The organism is Serratia sp. BNK-10, from assembly GCF_047456065.1.
In the GTDB taxonomy this organism is placed as follows: Bacteria; Pseudomonadota; Gammaproteobacteria; order Enterobacterales; family Enterobacteriaceae; genus Serratia; species Serratia ureilytica.
This window is the reverse complement of the sequence record NZ_CP179894.1, coordinates 2266469-2286400: the sequence shown is the minus strand read 5'-3', so window position 1 is coordinate 2286400 and position 19932 is coordinate 2266469. Positions and strand designations below refer to the sequence as shown.

Sequence of the window (19932 nt, the reverse complement as noted above, 5' to 3'; positions counted from 1 at the left end):
CATGGGGATAAACTATGAAGAGCTGTTCAATAACAGCTACAGCCGCATCACTCAGGGCGATAAAGGCGATCGGTTCTTCGCCCATTTCTACGCGTTGTTTATCGGCAGCACCGAGGATCTCAATTCACCGGGCAGCATCGCCCAGCGGCTGGAAAAGCAGAAAATCATCTATAAAACCTTTTTCTACATGCTCTCGGTCGCCAACACGCATATCGTGGCGGATTACCTGGTACAGGTAACGCAGGAAGGCAGCCCGCAGGGCCTCAACCTGCCGCCGTCGATTTATGCGCTGTGGCGCAAAGCCGTGCTGCAAACCGTGCGGGACCTCGATCCTGAATGCGATGAAGAGATCCTGACCGCGTGGGCCATCGTGCTGGCGCCGGGGCTCGAGTTCATGCGGCGTCAGGCCGAACTGCATCACAATCCCGCCGCGCAGTCGGGGCTACCGGGATGAACAAGCCGACGCTGCTTTCCGCGCTCAACGCCCCGCCTATCGCGCTGGCCATTTATGACGCCGAAGAGCGGCTGGTCTACTGGAACCGGCGCGTGAACGATTATTATCCGGGGCTGGAACCTTGGCTGAGCGTCGGGCTTACGCTCGCCGACGTCTTGCGCAAGATGATCGATATCAGCTATCCGGCGCTGCATGACGAAGCCCAAAAGCGCATGGCGGCTTCCTTACTGGCCAACTACCGCCGGCCAGACCATTACGAGGTGAGACGGATAACCGATCGCACCCTGTATATCCAGCACCAGCGAACGCCGGAAGGCGGCGTGATCAGCTCCCACACCGATATCAGCCGCTATGCCGACGTCATCAAGGCCGAACAGCGGCTGCACAGCGATTTTATCCTGGCGGCGGAGACCTCGCGCATCGGCATTTGGGAGTGGGATTTGGCGACCGACGAATTGCAGGTCAACGACGCGTTACTGCTATTGCTGGAAATTCCTCGCACGCATTCGACGCTTTCCGGCTCACTGTGGGCGCAGGCCTTTCCGGCCGGCGATCTGGCGCATTTCACTCAGTGTATCCGTCAGGCGAACCAGGCTATCTTGCCGATTTTCGCCTGCGAAGTGAAAGTGCAGCGCGCAGACGAGCGGTACGGTTGGGTATCGCTGCAGGGCCAGATCGTGCAACAAGGGCTTAAAGGCGAAGTACAACGGGCGATCGGCACCCTGCAAGACATTACGGAATACAAAGAAGCGGAAGCCTCATCCCGCCAATCGGTTGAGATGGCCAAAGCGGCCAGCCTGGCGAAAAGCGAATTTCTCGCCAATATGAGCCACGAAATTCGCACGCCCATGAACGGCATTCTCGGCATGACCCAACTCTGTCTTGAGACCGAGTTGAATCAGGAACAGCGCGACTACATCTCAATGGCTTACAGTTCCGCGCGCGCGCTGTTGAAAATTATCGATGATATTTTGGACTTCTCCAAAATCGAAGCGGGCAAGATCAGCCTGGATCCGGAGGACTTCTCTCTGCGGCCGTTGGTGCAGGAGATCACCCGCCCGCTGACGCCCAAGTTCTCCGAAAAAAACGTCGAGCTGCTGGTGGATATCCACCCTGACGTCGCCGACAAGATCTTTGGCGATCCGCTGCGGTTGCGCCAGGTTTTGACCAACCTGATTGGCAATGCGCTCAAATTTACGCCTGCAGGCGAAGTGGTGCTGCGTATCGAACCGGTGGTCAACGATGCGCACCGTTTGTTGTTCAGCATCCGCGACAGCGGTATCGGCATCGCTAAAGACAAGCAGAAAGTCATTTTCGAATCGTTCAGCCAGGCGGATAACTCGACGACGAGAAAATACGGCGGCACCGGTCTCGGGCTGACGATCTCCGCCAGGCTGGTCGCGATGATGGGGGGAGAATTGCAGGTAGACAGCGACGCCGGACGCGGCAGCTGTTTCTATTTTTCACTGCCGGTGTTGTCAGGCGCGCGCAGAGAAAGCGTCGGCTGGCCGCAGACGCTGGCGGGCATCGAGGTGCTGGTGGTGGACGACAATGCCACCAACCTGCGGCTGCTGTCCGATCTGCTGCGCAATATGGGCCTGAAGCCCGTCACCGTCGGTTCGGGGAAAGAGGCGCTGGTGCTGATGAACAGCCGCGCGCCCTTCCCGCTGGTGCTACTGGATGCGCAAATGCCGGAAATGGACGGCATGGCGCTGGCGCTGGAAATCATGTCCACCCCGTCGTTGCGGCACTGCACGCTGATCATGCTGAGCTCGACGGGAAGCCGTATCGACAAGGCGGTGCTGCAAAAAGTGGGCGTTTCCTTTTTCCTGACCAAACCCATCGACGCCGGGGAACTGTTTGCCGCCATGGAACAAGCGCTGGTGCCGATGCTGCCGAAAACGGCCCTCATCGCGCCAGTTGCCCGCACGCCGGCGGTGAGCGCCAAGTCGCCCCATTATCATTTGCTGATCGCCGAAGATAATCCGGTCAACCAAAAGCTGGCGCTCAGCTTTATCGGCAAGCTGGGGCACAGCGCCGAGCTGGCCGGCAACGGCGTCGAGGCGCTGGCTCGGCTGAAAACCGCGCGCTACGACGTCATTTTAATGGATTTGCAGATGCCGGAGATGGGCGGCATCGAAGCGGTGCAGGCGATTCGTCAGGCGGAGCGGCGGCAACCGCCGGGCGAACCGACACAGCGGATCATCGCCATGACGGCTCACGCCATGAAAGGCGACAGAGAGAAATGCCTGCAGCTCGGCTTTGACGGCTATATCGCCAAGCCTATCCTGCTGGACAAACTGGCCGAAGAAATTACGCAGGTCGTCGCCGCGGCGCCCGCGCCGGAAGCCGCCTTCGACTATCCGCTCGCGCTCGCGCAGTTGGACAACGATCCGGCCCTGTTCAACGAACTGGCGACGATGTTTATCGACGAACTGCCTGGGCTGCTGCAAGCCCTGCAAACGGCGATCGACGATCAGGCATGCGACGAGATCAAACGCTGTGCGCATCGCCTCAAAGGAGAAACGCTGCACTTTGCCGGTTCGACGCTGGCGCCCTGTCTGCAAGCCATTGAGCAGGCCGCCGGCGCCCGCGATCTCGCGTCGATTCCCCCACTGCAGTCGCAGCTGACGCCGCTAAGCCGGCAGTTACGCGACGCGCTGCTCGCCATCGTGGAGGCAACATGAAGACAAGAATCTGGCTCTCGCTGGGGCTGTTGGTTTGCGCGTCAAGCCCCCTTGCCCAGACGCCGCGCAGCGTTTCTCTCGACGGCATCTGGCAATACCAGAACGCCAACCCGCCTCATGACGACCGGCAGCGCCTGACGCCGAACTGGCGCCCCTTGCGAGTACCGGCGAACTGGTACAGTGACGGCGTCGATCATCAGGGCGCGCTGTGGTACCGCACGACATTCACTCTGCCGCATCTCACCCGAGATCGGTTGGCTACGCTCACTTTTGACGGCGTCGATTATCGCGCTGACGTATGGCTCAACCAACGCTTTGTCGGCCAGCATCAGGGCTATTTTCAACGTTTCCAGTTCGATGTGACCCACGCGGCCCGCCGCGAAAACCACCTGCTGGTCAGGGTGGACAGCCCATTCGAGCGTCCCGGCAGCGTTTGGCCCTTGCACAAGCGCGCGATTAAAGGCGTGCTGTCGCAGCACGATACCCGCCCCGGCGGCGCCTGGTCGCCGCAGGGCCAGGACGCCAATTCAGGCGGCATTTGGCAACCCGTCACGCTTCGCCTCAGCCGCGGCGCAGCGATCGACAACCTCACGGCGCTGCCCGATTGGCGCCAGGGACTGGAGAAGCCGGCGCTGGACATCCGCCTCGATTATCGGGTCAATCGGCCAAGAAAAGCGCGCCTGACCCTGCGCCTGACGCCGCTTAACTTCACCGGCAAAAGCTATCACCTTTCCCGCCGCGTGGTGTTGACCGGCGGCGCGCCGCTCGCCGTTTCGCTGCCGATGCCGGGCGCCGCGCTCTGGTGGCCGTACGGCCATGGGGCGCAAAATCTGTATCGCATCGAGGCAACGCTGTCCGATACCGAAGGGATATTGGATCGGCGCACCGCACAGACCGGCTTGAGAGAAGTCCGTGAGCTGGCCTCAGGCCACGGCTGGACGATCAATGGCCGCCGCCTGTTTATTCGCGGCACCAACTATATCGGTTCACCGTGGCTCGGCAGCATGACCGCCGCGCTTTATCGCCGGGATCTGCTGCTGATGCGCGCGGCGAACATCAACGCGGTGCGGGTGCATGGGCACGTGGCCGGCCGGGCATTGTATCGCGAGGCCGACGCGCTGGGCATGTTGTTGTGGCAAGACATGCCGCTGCAATGGGGGTATGACGACAGCGAAGCCTTCGCCGCCGAAGCGGCGCGCCAGGCCGGCGACCTGCTGAAACAACGGGGCAACCACCCTTCGGTGATCGTGTGGGCCGGGCAAAATGAGCCACCTTTCGACGCGCCGTGGATGAAACAGCGGTTTACCGACTGGACGCCCACGCTCAACCGTCGGTTGGCGCACCGCGTGGCGGACGCACTGAGCGAAGATCGCAGCCGCATCGTGCACCGTTGGTCTACCGTGGCGGAGCATTATTGGCAGGGCTGGTATTTCGGCACGATTGCCGATTTCCTCAAGCCGGCGACCAGTCCGATCATCAGCGAATTTGGCGCGCAGGCGCTGCCTCGTCTCGCCACGTTGCGCACTATCATTCCGGCGGCGCACCTGTGGCCCGCCAGCACCTCGCCTGACGACCCGGGCTGGAAGGTTTGGCAGTATCACAATTTCCAGCCCGAGCAGGCTTTCGGGCTGGCCAAGCTGTCGCGCGGCGCCACGATCGAGAGTTTTATCGCCAACACCCAGCGCTATCAGGCGGAAGGCATCCAGCTGGCGGCGGAAAGCTATCGGCGTCAACGCTATCAGCCGGTCGTCGCCCTGTTCCAGTTCATGTTCAGCGAGACCTGGCCTTCAATCAACTGGGCGGTCATCGACTATCAGCGCCATCCAAAAACAGGTTACTACGCCTTGCAACGCGCCTATCAGCCGGTACTGCCCTCCATTGAGCCTCTCTCGCTCAACTGGCGAACGGGAGAAAGCGGCAAGATAGGCCTGTGGGCGATCAACGATCGCTGGCAAGATTACCCCGCCGCCACGCTGCGTTGGCGAGTGACGCAGGGGGAGCACGAATTGGCTCGCGGCGAGACAACGCTCGACCTGCCGGCGGACAGCAGCCGTAAATTGAAGGAGCTCAACCTCACGCCGCGCTCGACGCTGCCTCTGCAGGTGGTCACGGAATTGACGGACAGTAATGGCCTGCGCCTGGGTGAGAATCGCCGGCGATTTCCGGTTGGCGCGCCATGAGCGGCGTTGCCTCAGGCATTTCGCCGCTGCTGCCCGTGAATGTCGACGAGCGTGCACAGCTTTTCCAACGTCACCGCCGGTGAAAAATAGAAGCCCTGTACGACATCGCACCGATACTCGGTCAGGTAGTGGAGCGACTCCAGGTCTTCCACCCCTTCCGCCAAGACTTCATAGTTGAGTTTATGCAGCATATCGATGATGCTTTGCACGATGATGCGGCTGTCCGCATCGCTCTTCAGCAGTCTTATCAGGGAGGCGTCCAGTTTGACGACGTCGGCGGGGATATGGCGCAGATAGTTTAAATTGCTGTAGCCGGCGCCGAAATCATCCAGCGCGATGCGATGCCCGTTGGCCTTGAGCGCATGCAGACAGGCCAACGCCGCGCTGCTTTCCTGAATGCGTTGCGACTCCAGGCACTCTATCTCAATGTCCCCCGCCTGCAGCCCGCGCCGGGTGATGGCTTCATTCAACCGCGCCGCAAAGTGCCGCTCGGCCAGATTGCCGGCCGTCACGTTGATCGAGATGGGAAACGCGATCCCCGCTTCACGCATCAACAACAACTGTTCAATCGACTGCGCGATGACAAACTCGGTCAACGGTTTGATCAGCGAGGTATTTTCCACCAGTGGAATGAACTCCCCCGTCGGGATCGCCCCCCAACGTTCATGCCGCCAACGCAGCAATGCTTCCGCGCCGACGATCCTGCCGCTCGCCAAATCAATCTGCGGCTGGTATTCCAAAAATAGCCCGCGATTATCTTCCTTCAGACTCTGCACCAACGCATTAAAAATATTGAAATTATGCTTGCGCGCCGCATCCTTCGGCTCGCTATAGAGGGAGACGGCTCGCCCCTCGTCGATCGAATCATGCAGCGCGCTGGTCGCCTGGCGCAAAATCTCGGGAGGATCGGCATGCGGCGCGGAAAACAACGCATAACCGGCATTAAGCTCCAGGCGCAGCGGCACGGCGCCTCTCACTTCGTGATGCAAACGGTCGGCGCAACGCAACAGATCGCGCTTCGCCTGCGGCATGTGCTGCGCCTCGATAATGACGGCGAAACGTCCGGGCGCGATGCTGTACAGCATGCGCTCACTGAGAAACGTCTCTTTCAGGAAATGGCTGATATCCCCCAGCAGTAACTCTACCGTAGACAGGCCGAAGGAACGCGCCATCTCGTAGGCGTATTGGATATCTATCGTATCGAACAGCAATAACGCGTATTTGCCCGTGTCCGGTAAATTGCCGAGTTCCCCCATCAGCCGCTGTCGATTGGGCAAGCGAGTGATGGCATCGACCAGGCCGATCTCACTCTGCGCTTCAATCAGCTCGCCGACGATGGTGGCCATGCTGCGCAGCAGTTCGACCTGACGGCGAGTCAGATGCTTTGGCTGCGAACCCACGAGGCAGAACGCGCCGATCGTATAGCCTTCGCGGGTGCACAGCGGGATGGCGGCGCAGTGGCGGATCGCCGCGGCGCCGTTGACCATGGGATCCGAGGCAAAGCGTTCATCCGCATGGGTGTCCGGACAAATCAACGCCTCGCCGCTCAGACGAACGAAATTGAACAAGGGGCTGACGAAATCGATCTCCTCGAACCCGACGTCAATGTGCTCGCGGATCCAAATCTTGCGCGTTCCGTGCAGGTAAATGAGGCAGCCCTCGGCCTGTAACAGCTTGCGGGTGATCGTCAGCACCTGATGGATCGCGTCGTCATGGCCGGCGCCCAACCCCGCCAGCGCATCGATGGCCGCCAGGCGCTCGTCTTCGTTCTTACTGAGATGTCGTAACATTGGCTCATAGCTCACAGATGGCGTAAGTGCCTTTGCCGGCGGATTTCGCCTGATACATCGCGCCGTCGGCGCTGGCCAGCAGCATTTCCGGCGTCACGTCCCCACTCGCAGAGATAGCGGCGCCAATGCTGGCGGACAGGCAGACCTTCTGCTGACCGATCTGCGAAATACCGGCCAGCTCCGCCAACACCTTTTCGCAAAACGCGCTGACCTCAGGCCGCGGCGCTGTCAGCGGCCACAGGATCACCGTGAACTCGTCGCCGGCCAGGCGCGAGACGCTGTGCCGTTCGTCGGCGCAAGCGCTGAGCAATTTGGCGAACGTCTTCAGGATCAGATCGCCGAAGTCATGGCCGTAACTGTCGTTCATGCCCTTAAAACCATCGAGATCGATGAACAACAGGGCCATCTGCCGCTGATGACAGCAGACTTGCAACGTGCCCGACAACCGGCGCAGAAATGCGCGTCGGTTGGTCAACCCGGTCAGCATGTCGTGCGTGGCGTCATATTCCAATCGTTGCTGCAGCCGCTTCAACTCGGTGATATCCATGGAGAGAATGTAAAAGCCCTGAGCCTCGCACGGCACCAGCGTGGTATGGATCATCAGCAGCCCCTGCTGGGTCTGCAATTCGTTTTCGAAGCTGACCATTTCGCCCGCCAAAGCCCGCGCGATCATCGGCCGGGCCATCTGATACACGCTTTCCCCCATGAACTCGCGCACCGTCATGCCCTGCAGGCTGGCCTCTTCCAGACCAAACCAGGTCTTATAGGCGCTATTGGCGAACAGGTAGCGTTCATTGGCGTCGATTTGGCTGATTAACGCCGGCATATTGTCGGTAATGGCGCGCAGGCGTTCTTTTTCCGCACTGAGCTGAGATTCGGCGAGCACCCGTGTTTCTATTTCTTCGTTAAGCTGTTTGACCACCACGTTAAGCTCATGCGTACGAATTTCGACGCGTTCTTCCAGCTCATGCTGCAAGGCATACAGGTCGGCCTCCGCCGCCTTGCGCTCGCTGATGTCGACGATGACCGAGATGAAATGATCCGGCTTGCCGTTCGGCAGCCGATTGAGCGCCACCGTCAGTTCCACCCATACGATCGTGCCATCGGCGCGGAAATAGCGTTTCTCCAGCGAGTAGGTGTCGATCTCGTTTCTCAGCAACTGCTGCAGTTTTTCCAGATCGGTGTTGAGATCGTGCGGATAGGTAATGTCCTGAAAGGTGCGATCCATCAGCTCGCGCTCGGAGTATTGCAGCATTTCACAGATGCGCGGATTGACCCGCAGCCAATACCCCTGCAGCGAAACCAGCGCCATGCCCACCGCCGCCTGAGAGAAAGTCTGTTCGAATAACGCCTCCGTGCGCTGCAGATCGGATTTCAGGTTTTCGGTATAGACGTTGCGTTCGATGCTCTGCAGATACTCTTCCACCACCGCGGCGAAGTCACGCAGGTCGGCCAGTTTATCTTGAGGAAACGACTGCGGGTGACTGTCGATAATGCATAGCGTGCCGAGCGGCAACCCGTCGAGGGACAGCAGCTGTTGCCCGACGTAGAAGCCGATGCGCGGGCCACCGACCACCAGTGGGTTATCGAAAAAGCGCGGATCCTGCGCGGTATCGGGCACCACCAGCGCTTCGCGTTGCAGGATGGCATGGCCGCAGAACGAGATGTTGCGCGGCGTTTCCCGGACATCCAGGCCATAGCGTGATAAAAACCATTGACGATCGCGGTCGATCAGTGACACCAGCGCAATGGTGACGCCGAAATATTTCGCAGCCAGTCGCGTGATGCGATCCAGCTTTTCTACTGAGTTCGAATCCAGCACGTTCAGCGAATCCAATACCGACAGGCGTTCGGCTTCGTTTTCGGGGAAGCATGGCTCGAGCATGTTGACTCCTGTAGCGTCTCCAACGGGCGCGTCCCGCCTTTCAGGTTCGCTCGCCCATCGTATTTTTAGTCAGAATCAGCTCGTTGCGTCCGTCGGCGGTACGGTAACGAACTTTGTCCATCATGGAATAAATCAGTATCAATCCGATTCCGCTTTCTGGCCAATTTTCCAGGGCGCCGGGCTCGGGGAACGACCGTTGCTTATCCGCCACCGCCTGCAGAATGTCCGCCGGTATCGGACGCCCCGTATCGATGAGCGTGAGAGTGATTGCGCCGGAAGAAAGTGACATAGTCACCTCAATCGTTTGCCGAGCGTCGTAATCGACGCCGTGCCGGACGATGTTGCTGAATGCCTCGCTGGCCGCCAAATCCAGCTGATATATCGCCGCGGGATCAAGCGCGAACGGCGCCACGAAACGTTGGAAGGCGCGGCTCAACGTCTCGAGGTTCTCAAGCGTCGCGCCCAGGCGCAGCGCGGTGGTGGCAGTCTCCATCAAGGCCTCCCGGCAAAGCGCCGCACTATTCGCGGGCGAGGATGTTCATCGCGTCCTGACGCGTGGCGCCGATGGTAAAAATACGGTCCATGCGGGTCAGTTTGAACAGATGCTGGATATTGCCGTTCAACGAACACAGCACCAGCTCCCCTTTGCCGTTCAACGTTTTGAGTATTGATACCAGGGCGCCCAAACAGCTGCTGTCGATGAAATCGACCCGGCTGAAGTCGAGCAGTACGTGATGGCCATGACGCTCGATCACTTCCAGCACCTGTTGCTTGAACGCCAGCGCGACGGAGGCGTCGAGACGACGCACCAGCGGCACCACGATCTCAATGTCATTTTCGGTGTGCATTTCAAAATTCATAGTCTTCCTCATCGATGTTGTCGGGAGTTATGCGGTGCGCTCTATCGCCACCAGCGAAATATCGTCATTAAAGAAACGGCCGTACTCTGCGAGCCCGTCGGACTCCGGCTGGCTCCAACTCACCAGCTCGCGCTCAACGCATTGGAAAACGGCCGAGCGCGGCTGCCTACGCTGCGCGATCAGCAACTGCTGCAGCCGCGTTTCCCCATAAAGCTCGCCTGCGCGGTTCTCACATTCGCTGATGCCGTCGCTGTAAAGATAGAGCCGTTCGCCGGGCGCCAGGCAAAACTCGCTGCTCTGATATTCCGACTGCGGAAACAGCCCTACGGGCACGCCGCCGAGGCCGACGGTGCGCAGCTCGCCGTCCTGACGGATAATGAACGGCGTCGGGTGCCCGGCCTGACAGAGCGCGCCCAACCCGGTTTGCGTGTCGATAAAACCGTAGATGAGCGTGAAATAGCTGGTGATCTCTTCGTTATCCAGGCAAAAACGCCGGTTGAGCGCAGCGACCACCTGATGTGGCGCGACGATGTTCCCGTCGACGATCAGCAATCGCTCATCGATCCGTCCGGTGAGAAACTCTCTGGCCACCGCCAGCGACAGCATCGCCGCGCTGACGCCATGGCCGGCGACATCAATACAATAGAACGCCAGATGACGGCTATCGAGCGCAAAATAGTTCAGCAGATCGCCGGAAACGTACGCGGAAGGCAAAAACATCCAGTCCGCCTGATAACCGCTGAACGCCAGCGATGCCGACGGCAACACGCTGCGCTGCAATCGCGCGGCGGCCTGCAGATCCTGCTCAATCTGTTGGTAGGCGCTGCTCAGGCGCTGGTTGCGCACCGCCAGCGTGCTTTCCAGCGTCAGGACGCGTTCCGCGGCATGCAGCCGGGCGCGCAGCTGGCTCTGATTGACCGGCTTGGAAAGGAAATCGTCAGCGCCGGACTCCAGCCCCTGCACCAGATCGTCGATCGATTGGCGCGCGGTCACCAAAATGGCATAAATGTAATGGCCGAAGTCACGCTGGCGAATTTGACGGCACAGCGCCACACCGTCCATTTGCGGCATTTCCCAATCGCTGATGACGGCGTTGATGTTCTGCGTTTCCAACATTGCCAGCGCGTGTACGCCGTCCTGCGCCTCCAGCACCCGGTAGCCCCATTTGCTCAGCATGCTGCCCAGCAGGTGTCGGTAACTCCTGGAGTCATCGACGATCAGGATAGTCAGAGAGAACGCGCTGTCTTTGTCCGTCGGTTCCACAGTCACACTCGCTTAAAACGGGAGCGTCCAGCTCAGGTTGATCGTCCCGCGACGAAAATTGGCATTGGCATCGCTGCGCCACGGGTAGCGCGTGCCGGAATAGTTGTCGTAATGCACGGAAACCGCGCCCGGCAAATAGCTGGACACATAGCCGATACTGTAGGTGTAATCGTAATCCCACGGCTGCTGTTGCCGGCTATCGGGATAATAAAACGACGACACGCGCAGGAAATAGTGTTGCAGCAGCGTGTAACCGCAGCTGGCCAACAGCGAGCTTTTATTGCGCTTGATGCCGCTGTCGGCCAGAGAATAGTAACGCGGGACATAGCTATACCCCACCTGGCAAATCAGCGCGTCCTCTTTGTTGATCAGCAAGTGTTTTTCGAGGCTGCCCGGCAAGCTGAATTTATAAGCGAAAGTCCAGGCTCCCCGCTCGAAGTAGGTATGTCTGGCGCCGCTAGCGGGATAAAAATGGTTATCCTCGCTGTAGTTGCCGTACACCAGGCTGAAGGTGCCCGGATGCCAGTCATCGTAGCCAAAGCTGTACACGAAGTCGGTGCTGTATTTATTGGTGTCCTGCAGCGGCACACGCACCGTCATGTTGGCAAAAAAATAGCTCATCGGTGAATACTGCATGCTCAGCAACAGGCGCTGGTTGTATTTATCATGGATCTCGGAAGCGTCCCGTCCCGTCGGCACATAAACCGGATGACGAGCCAAATCCGAGTTGTAGGTCAGCGCCGTGGAAAAAGATGACTCGCTGCCCGAAAACAGACGCGCCCAGGGGCTGGTGAATACCCTTACCGCCGGCTGGTTAGGCACGGTGTCCGCCGCCCAGCCGCAAACGCTGAACAAACAGCCGGCAAGCGGGGACAGGCGCCGAAATAAACGGGTGGTCATGTCAGTAATTCATCCCCCAAATATCCCTGGCGTAGCCGCGAATGGTGCGATCGCTGGAAAAACCGCCCATGCGCGCGATGGTCAACAGTGCGCGACGGTGCCACTGCCCCGGCTCATCGAAATCGGCCGCCGCCCGCTGCTGGGCCAGCCGATAACTCTCGAAGTCCTGAAGATGGCAGAAATAGTCGCCGGTGAGCAGGATATTGCGTAACGGCGCGAACAGCTCGTTATCGGCTGTGAACAGGCCCGAAGTCAGCGAATCCACCACGCGCGCAATGCGCGGGTTGTTGAGATAATGATCGCCGCCGTGATAGCCATGGCGTCTGATATCGTCGATTTCCTCGGCGGTGGCGCCGAACAGATAGAAATTATCCGCCCCAACCGCATCGCGGATTTCGATGTTCGCTCCATCCAGTGTGCCGATGGTCAGTGCGCCATTGAGGGCGAATTTCATGTTGCTGGTGCCCGAGGCCTCGGTGCCGGCGGTCGATATCTGCTCGGACAGGTCGGTCGCGGGGATGATATGTTCGGCCAGTGAAACCTTATAGTCTTCGAGGAAAGCCACTTTCAGCTGGCCGCCGACGCGAGAGTCCTGATTAATGCGCTGCGCCACGGCGCCTATCAGCTGAATGATCAGCTTGGCCACCGCATAACTGGGCGCCGCTTTGCCGGCGAACAGATGCACTTTGGGCGCGATAGTCTTACCGCCCTCTTTGATCTCCAGATAAAGATCTATGACATGCAGAATATTCAACAGCTGGCGTTTATATTCGTGGATCCGCTTCACCTGACAGTCGAACATCGCCATCGGATCGAGTTGTATGCCGTGACGCTGTGCGATTAATCGACATAAGGCGCCCTTATTCGCACGTTTTATCGCGCGTATCTCGTCGATCGCGCCAATATCGTCGGCCAATTTCTCGAGCCCCGCCAACTGCTGCAGATCCGTCGGCCATTCGTCACCCAGATGCTGATGCAAAAACGCCGCCAGCGGCGGGTTAGCCTGCTGCACCCAGCGACGCGGCGTTACGCCGTTGGTCTGGTTAATGAATTTTTCCGGCGAGATAAAATAAAAGTCCGGCACCAGGCTTTTCTTGATCAACTCCGAATGCAGTTTCGCCACGCCGTTAACCCGATGACTGCCGACGATCGCCAGGTTAGCCATCCGCATCTTCTTGTCGTTATCGCCCGCGAACAGGGAAAGCGACGGCAATAACTGCGGCTTATCGGGCCATCGCGCGGCGACGTGCGCCAGAAAACGTCGGTTGATCTCATAAACGATCTGCAGATGACGCGGCAGCAGTTTTTCAAACAGGCTCACCGACCAGGTTTCCAGCGCCTCCGGCATCAGCGTGTGGTTGGTGAAAGCGCAGGTTCGCTGCGTGATATCCCAAGCCTGCTCCCACGGCAGCTGGTGCTCATCGACCAACAGACGCATCAGTTCCGCCACCGCCAGAGCCGGATGGGTGTCATTGAGCTGGATCGCCACCCGCTCCGGCAGTGCCGTGATAGATGCCTCTTCCCCCGCATAATCGGCCAGCACATCGCGCAGAGTGCAAGCGACCAGGAAATACTCCTGCGTGAGACGAAGCTCCTTGCCGGTCAGAGCTTCATCGGCCGGATAGAGAATCTTCGAAATGTTCTCCGAGGCGATTTTCTCGCTTACCGCCTTGATATAGTCGCCCCGGTTGAAGATATGAATATTGAAGGAGTCTGAAGCCAGCGCGCTGTAAAGGCGCAGCTTATTGGTCGCCGAGCCCTGATAACCGGAAACGAAATAGTCGTGCGGGATCCCGACGAGGATCCGCCAGTCCATCCACATCGGGTTATAGTTGCCTTCGGCGTCTTCGCCATGTTCAACGCGGCCGCCGATCGGGATCAGCATTTGTTGGGCATGATGCTCTACCAGCCACGGCGAGCGCGTAGAGTGCCAGTCATCCGGCTGTTCTATTTGCCTGCCGTCGTGGATTGCCTGTTTGAAAAGCCCATACTCGTATTTGATGCCGTGCCCGGAGGCGGCGATATCCAATGTGGCCATCGAGTCGATGAAACAGGCGGCCAAACGGCCCAGACCGCCATTGCCTAAAGCCGCGTCGGGTTCCTCATCCACAATGCGCTCGAAATCGAATCCCAGTTCGGTGACCGCACGCTGCATATTCTTCAACAAGCCGGTATTGATCAGGTTATTGCGCAATGACTGGCCTAATAAAAACTCCATCGACAAATAATAAAGGCGTTTCTTTTTCTCCGCCCGCTGTCTTTGTTGTGAAATTAGAAAGTCATCATATTGATAATGACGAACGGTCAGCGCCACCGCATTGAAAACGTCGCTTTCAGTTGCCGCAGACAAGGTCACACATAGTTGATATTTAAGGTTATTTTCAATTTGCGCACTCAATTCGCTAACGCTTGGCGCATTGGCTACAGGCTGCTTGGATTTCATTGCACTTCCTTTCAGGAATGATGTTTAACGATATATTCGTTAAACGGCAATAAGTATCAGATAAATTCTAGCGCCTTTTTTTATAATGTCTTTTTTTTACCGGATTTATTTTTAATTCAAAATGAAATGGTATGTATGTTAATTATATTAAGGCGGTTCCCGCTATTTAAATGGGGAAAGCCAAGGGGATGTGGGCGCGGCTGCGGATATAGGAAACATGGCGGTTAAAACTGAACCCGCCCGGCATCCGGGGCGAAAGGTGCTCACCGCACAGGCCGGGCGCTCCGCCTTTAAAGCCGCTAAGCCTTGCAGGGCGGCAGCCCGCCGGCCAGCTTTTCATTTTTGACCTGGCACAACCCCGCCACGCCGGATTCCAACAGAATGCGCCGCGTCGCCATCAACGTCTCACGCTGCTCGTTCAGCGTCGCCATCATCCGCTCGATTTCCGCCAGCCGGCTGTCGACGCCTTGTATCAAACCATCCTGATAGGCGCTGCCCTGCAGCGCCAATACCCCGCGGATCGCCTGCAGCGAGAACCCCAGATTCTGGCCGATTTGGATCAGATGCAGCCGCTCCAGCGCGCTTTCGCTATACACCCGATATCCGTTAACGCCGCGCACCGCTTTGGGCAGCAGACCCTGCTGTTCGTAGTAACGTATCGCCGAGGCGGCCATGCCGGCACGCTCCGCCAACTCTCCGATTTTCATGCCCTATTGACCTTAAAGTTAACTTTAAACCTAGTATAGCGCCATTCCCCCTGCGACAGGAACGTACCCGATGTTTACCCCGCTTATTCTGCCCAACGGCAGCCGCTTACCCAACCGTTTGGCCAAAGCCGCGTTGGAAGAAAATCTGGCCGATGAAGGCCAACTGCCCGGCCCCGCGCTATGGCGTCTGTATCGCCACTGGGGTATCGGCGGCGCCGGCCTCATCATCACCGGCAACGTGATGATCGACGGACGCGCCATGACCGGCCCCGGCGGCGTGGTGCTGGAACAGGATACGCCGCTCGAGGCGTTCAAAACCTGGGCGGCGGCCTCGCGCCAGGAAGGCGCGCAGGTATGGATGCAGCTCAGCCACCCGGGCCGTCAGGTGATGGCCAACATGGGCGGCAACGCCTGGGCGCCCTCCGCCATCCCGATGGCGATGGGCAAGTACAGTAAGGCGTTCGCACAGCCGGAGGCCATGAGTGAAACGCAGATTGCCGAGGTGATCGCCCGCTTCGCCGCCAGCGCGCACGCCGCCGAAAAGGCCGGGTTTACCGGCGTGCAGATCCATGCGGCGCACGGCTACCTGATCTCCCAGTTTTTGTCGCCGTTGGCCAACCAGCGCAGCGATCGTTGGGGGGCGAACTGGCGAATCGCGCCCGTCTGCTGCTGGAGGTGGTGCGCGCGGTGCGCCAGCGTGTCTCGCCAGACTTTTGCGTGGCGGTGAAGCTCAATTCAGCCGATTTTCAGCGCGGCGGCTTTTCGCCGGACGAGGCCCGACAGGTGTTGTTGATGCTCAACGAACTGCCGGTCGATCTGGTGGAGTTGTCGGGCGGGAGTTATGAAAGCCCGGCGATGCAGGGGGAAGCCGCAGACGACAGCACCCTGGCGCGTGAAGCCTATTTTCTGACCTTCGCCCGCGATCTCGCCGCAGTAGCGCGCATGCCGGTGATGACCACCGGCGGCATCGCCCGCCCGTCGGTGGCACAACGGGTGCTGAACAGCGGCGTCGCGGTGGTCGGCATCGCCACCGCCATGGCGGAAATTCCCGATCTGCCGCGCCGCTGGCAAACCGGTGAAGCCCCTCATGCGCTGCCTGCACCGGTAAAATGGCGCGACAAAACGCTGACGCTGCTCGCCCGCATGTCGCTGATCAAGCGCCGCATGCACGCCCTGAGCCGCGATCGGACGCGCAACGTGCGTTACTCACCGCTGTGGTCGCTGCTCATCGATCGGTGGCGCACCCGCCGCACTCTGCGGCGCTATCATGCCTGGTTACGGCAACGTTAATGACCGCGGCGCCGGCAGACACGCCGGCGCCGCACAAAAATCCCGCTGTTTTGATCGCGCTACGTAAAATCTGCAAGAAATCACCACCCTGGATACTGCGCTTTTAACGCTCGACTGCTTATATTCATCACAAATTTTGTGTATATAACCGCTATAGGACTTAAGGTGGTGAATAGATGAAAATAAGCCGCTATTTTCTATTTATGTTATTAATCGGAAATTCACCTTAATAATAAATGCATTAAAGAAGCAGCCAAAGGAAAGCAGAAAAGGATTTTTACGCAATGTTAAAGAAATGTTGTTTTTTGCCGACAAAACCAACGGTCAACAAATCAACAACATATTGATGAGCCTAAGAAAAAACCAAACAATTCAAAACAAAATCGGCTATTGAGTCCCAAGCGAAAAAGCCATATATTGGTCGCGCTTTTCACAAGGCAGTTACTTTTCTAATTCATTAATTCAATCGTTGCGTCTTGAGACCTTCGGTTGTAGGAGAGATATGATGACGGATAAAGTCCGTATTGATACTTTAGTTGCAAACTCATTAAACGGAAACAATGAAACCTATTTGGCGCGTCAAGCCGAATTTGAGTCGAATGTTAGGAGTTATCCGCGCAAATTGCCGTTGGCAATTGCGAAAGCCCAGGGCGTTTGGATCACTGATGTTGAGAATAATCAATATCTTGATTGCCTGGCCGGGGCGGGAACGTTGGCTCTTGGACATAATCACCCCGACGTCCTGCAAAGCATCCAAAATGTCATTACCAGCGGCTTGCCGTTACATACTCTCGATCTCACGACCCCGTTGAAAGATCGTTTCTCCGACTACCTGCTCTCTCTGTTGCCGGGCGAAGGCAAAGGGTACTGCCTGCAGTTCTGCGGCCCGTCCGGCGCCGATGCGGTGGAAGCCGCGCTGAAGCTGGCGAAAAAACACACCGGCCGTTCCGGCGTGATCAGCTTCTCCGGCGGCTACCACGGCATGACCCACGGCGCGCTGTCGGTCACCGGCAACCTGTCGCCGAAAGCGGCCATCAACGGCATGATGCCGGAAGTGCAATTCATGCCTTATCCGCATGAATACCGCTGCCCGCTGGGCATCGGCGGCGAAGCCGGCGTCAAGGCGCTGACCTACTACTTCGATAATCTGATTAACGACGTGGAAAGCGGCGTGCGTAAACCGGCGGCGGTGATCCTGGAAGCCGTTCAGGGCGAAGGCGGGGTTAACCCGGCCCCGGCCGAGTGGCTGCAGCGCATTCGCAAAGTGACGCAGGAACACGGCATTCTGCTGATCATCGACGAAGTTCAGGCCGGTTTCGCCCGTACGGGCAAGCTGTTCGCCTTCGAACACGCCGGCATCGAGCCGGACATCATCGTGATGTCGAAAGCGGTCGGCGGCGGCTTGCCGCTCGCGGTGCTGGGCATCAAAAAAGAGTTCGATGCCTGGGAACCGGGCCACCACACCGGCACCTTCCGCGGCAACCAGCTGGCGATGGCCACCGGGCTGACCACCCTGCAGTACCTGAAGGAGCATAAGGTCGCCGACAAAGTGGCCGCTCAGGGCGAATGGCTCAAAGGCAAGCTGGCCGAGCTGCAGAAACGTTATCCGGTGATCGGGCACGTCCGCGGTCTGGGCCTGATGATCGGCATCGAGATCGTCAAGCCGAACGAAGCGCAGGATCACATGGGCTGCTACCCGGCCGATGGCGAGCTGTCCGCGCTGCTGCAGAAAAAATGCTTCGAATCCGGCTTGATCCTGGAGCGCGGCGGGCGCAATGGCTGTGTGCTGCGCCTGTTGCCTTCCCTGCTGATCACCAATGATGAGCTGGGTATTTTCCTGGATAAATTTGAGCAGGCGCTGTTGGCCGCCGGCGTCAAGCCAGTCTGATTGGAGCGAATGACCGCGATGTCCAAGTTAAACCCGATTCTGGCTTCCTCGGCGCACAGCGCCGAGGCTTACCGCCAGGCGATCGCACAGAGCAGTGAAGCCGTCGTGCAGTGGCTGCAACAGCCCGAGATGTATCAGGGCAAAAGCGTTGCCGAACTGCGTGAGCGCATCCAGCTCGACTTTACCCCGCAAGGCCTGGGCAACCAGGCGGCGATCGAGCGCGCCATCGAGTACTTTTTGAAAGACAGCCTGTCGGTGCACCACCCGCAGTGCGTGGCGCACCTGCACTGCCCGAGCCTGGTGATTAGCCAGGCCGCTGAAGTGCTGATCAACGCCACCAACCAGAGCATGGACTCCTGGGATCAGAGCCCGTCGGCCACGCTGATCGAAATGAAGCTGATCGAGTGGCTGCGCGCCCAGGTCGGTTACCAGCCCGGCGACGCCGGGGTGTTCACCAGCGGCGGCACCCAGAGCAACCTGATGGGGCTGATGCTGGCGCGCGATGCATTCTTCGCGCGTCAGGGCCACTCCGTGCAGCAGGACGGTCTGGTGGGCGATCTGCGCAAGCTGAAAGTGTTCTGTTCTGAAAACGCCCACTTCTCGGTGCAGAAGAACATGGCGCTGATGGGCCTCGGCTACCAGTCCGTCACGCTGGTGAAAACCGATCGCTTCGCCCGCATGGACGTGAACGATCTGGCGGAAAAACTGGCGCAGGCCAAGGCTAACGGCGAGCAGGTGATGGCGCTCGTCGCCACCGCCGGCACCACCGATGCCGGTGCCATTGACCCGCTGCGCGATATCGCGCGGCTGGCGGCGGAGCAGAAAATTTGGGTGCACGTGGATGCGGCCTGGGGCGGCGCGCTGCTGCTCTCCGAGCAGTACCGCGACTACCTGGACGGCCTGGAGCTGGTGGACTCCATCACCCTGGACTTCCATAAGCAGTTCTTCCAGACCATCAGCTGCGGCGCCTTCCTGCTGAAAGACGAGCGCCACTACGAGCTGATGCGCTATCAGGCTGCCTACCTGAACTCCGAATTCGACGAAGCGCAAGGCGTGCCGAACCTGGTCTCCAAATCGCTGCAGACCACCCGCCGCTTCGATGCGTTGAAGCTGTGGATGGGGCTGGAAGCGCTGGGGCAGAAGCAGTATGCCGAGATCATCGATCATGGCGTCTCGCTGGCGCAACAGGTGGCGCGTTACATCGCCGATCAGGAATCGCTGGAACTGGTGATGCAGCCGCAGCTGGCCAGCGTGCTGTTCCGCTACCGTCCGGCGCAGCTGGCGGCGAAAGGCGACGCGGCCGTCGCGCTGTTCAACCAGCGCATCGGTGACGCCTTGCTGGAGTCGGGCCGCGCCAACGTCGGCGTGACCGAGTTCGATGGCGTGACCTGCCTGAAGATGACGCTGCTGAACCCGATCGTGACGCTGGAAGACATCAAGCTGCTGCTGGCGCTGGTCGAGAAAACCGCGCAGCAGCTGCCGGCGTAACCCTCCGCCACTGCGCATTAAAAGCCGATAACCCCCTGGTTATCGGCTTTTTTATTGCCCATCAGAGAGCAAGTGACACAGCGCTTACGCTGATATA

Annotated in this window: 13 protein-coding genes and 1 pseudogene; 6 read left to right on the top strand and 8 right to left on the bottom strand. The window is 59.0% G+C overall.

From position 1 onward, the window contains the following. Position 1 precedes the first annotated feature (1 nt). Genes ACMGG9_RS11255 through ACMGG9_RS11245 form a run of 3 tightly spaced genes read left to right on the top strand, consistent with a single transcriptional unit; the run spans position 2 to position 5321 of the window. Positions 2-454: a hypothetical protein gene (locus ACMGG9_RS11255; RefSeq protein ID WP_046898354.1), complete on the top strand. Its 453-nt coding sequence runs from the start codon at positions 2-4 to the stop codon at positions 452-454. Further along, a complete protein-coding gene (locus ACMGG9_RS11250; protein WP_414162188.1) occupies positions 451-3141 on the top strand; it encodes a response regulator in 2691 nt (896 codons plus the stop codon). The genes ACMGG9_RS11255 and ACMGG9_RS11250 overlap by 4 nt, the downstream gene beginning before the upstream one ends. Then, on the top strand, positions 3138-5321 hold the full coding sequence (locus tag ACMGG9_RS11245; protein ID WP_089194751.1) for a glycoside hydrolase family 2 protein: 2184 nt from the start codon (positions 3138-3140) through the stop codon (positions 5319-5321). The genes ACMGG9_RS11250 and ACMGG9_RS11245 overlap by 4 nt, the downstream gene beginning before the upstream one ends. 11 nt (positions 5322-5332) lie before the next feature. Here ACMGG9_RS11245 and ACMGG9_RS11240 read toward each other — a convergent pair whose 3' ends face one another. From ACMGG9_RS11240 to ACMGG9_RS11205, 8 genes are all read right to left on the bottom strand, one after another. Beyond that, a complete protein-coding gene (locus ACMGG9_RS11240) occupies positions 5333-7111 on the bottom strand; it encodes an EAL domain-containing protein (RefSeq protein WP_414162187.1) in 1779 nt (592 codons plus the stop codon). A 4-nt stretch (positions 7112-7115) separates the two neighbouring features. Continuing rightward, on the bottom strand, positions 7116-8996 hold the full coding sequence (locus tag ACMGG9_RS11235) for a PAS domain S-box protein (protein WP_414162186.1): 1881 nt from the start codon (positions 8994-8996) through the stop codon (positions 7116-7118). Positions 8997-9036: 40 nt separating this feature from the next. After that, positions 9037-9489 carry an ATP-binding protein gene (locus ACMGG9_RS11230; RefSeq protein WP_142075527.1) on the bottom strand — a complete coding sequence of 151 codons (453 nt, stop codon included), beginning with the start codon at positions 9487-9489 and terminating at the stop codon, positions 9037-9039. A 25-nt stretch (positions 9490-9514) separates the two neighbouring features. Next, positions 9515-9856: an STAS domain-containing protein gene (locus tag ACMGG9_RS11225; RefSeq protein ID WP_089194747.1), complete on the bottom strand. Its 342-nt coding sequence runs from the start codon at positions 9854-9856 to the stop codon at positions 9515-9517. 27 nt (positions 9857-9883) lie between these two features. Continuing rightward, a complete protein-coding gene (locus tag ACMGG9_RS11220) occupies positions 9884-11032 on the bottom strand; it encodes a PP2C family protein-serine/threonine phosphatase (RefSeq protein WP_232099365.1) in 1149 nt (382 codons plus the stop codon). A gap of 99 nt (positions 11033-11131) precedes the next feature. Then, positions 11132-12019: a hypothetical protein gene (locus ACMGG9_RS11215; RefSeq protein WP_227414466.1), complete on the bottom strand. Its 888-nt coding sequence runs from the start codon at positions 12017-12019 to the stop codon at positions 11132-11134. Between the two features lies 1 nt (position 12020). After that, the gene (locus ACMGG9_RS11210) at positions 12021-14462 is read right to left on the bottom strand and encodes a glycogen/starch/alpha-glucan phosphorylase (protein ID WP_414162185.1); all 2442 of its coding nucleotides are present in this window, start codon (positions 14460-14462) and stop codon (positions 12021-12023) included. Positions 14463-14761: 299 nt separating this feature from the next. Then, positions 14762-15169 (bottom strand): MerR family transcriptional regulator, encoded by a 408-nt coding sequence (locus tag ACMGG9_RS11205; RefSeq protein ID WP_089194745.1) that lies wholly within the window; start codon positions 15167-15169, stop codon positions 14762-14764. A 70-nt stretch (positions 15170-15239) separates the two neighbouring features. Here ACMGG9_RS11205 and ACMGG9_RS11200 point away from each other — a divergent pair. From ACMGG9_RS11200 to ACMGG9_RS11190, 3 genes and pseudogenes are all read left to right on the top strand, one after another. Next, a pseudogene (locus tag ACMGG9_RS11200) lies at positions 15240-16459 on the top strand (NADH:flavin oxidoreductase/NADH oxidase family protein). A gap of 505 nt (positions 16460-16964) precedes the next feature. After that, positions 16965-18347 carry a diaminobutyrate--2-oxoglutarate transaminase gene (locus ACMGG9_RS11195; protein WP_071845182.1) on the top strand — a complete coding sequence of 461 codons (1383 nt, stop codon included), beginning with the start codon at positions 16965-16967 and terminating at the stop codon, positions 18345-18347. Positions 18348-18365: 18 nt separating this feature from the next. Then, positions 18366-19835 (top strand): pyridoxal phosphate-dependent decarboxylase family protein, encoded by a 1470-nt coding sequence (locus ACMGG9_RS11190; protein ID WP_033650516.1) that lies wholly within the window; start codon positions 18366-18368, stop codon positions 19833-19835. The last annotated feature ends 97 nt before the right edge of the window (positions 19836-19932 follow it).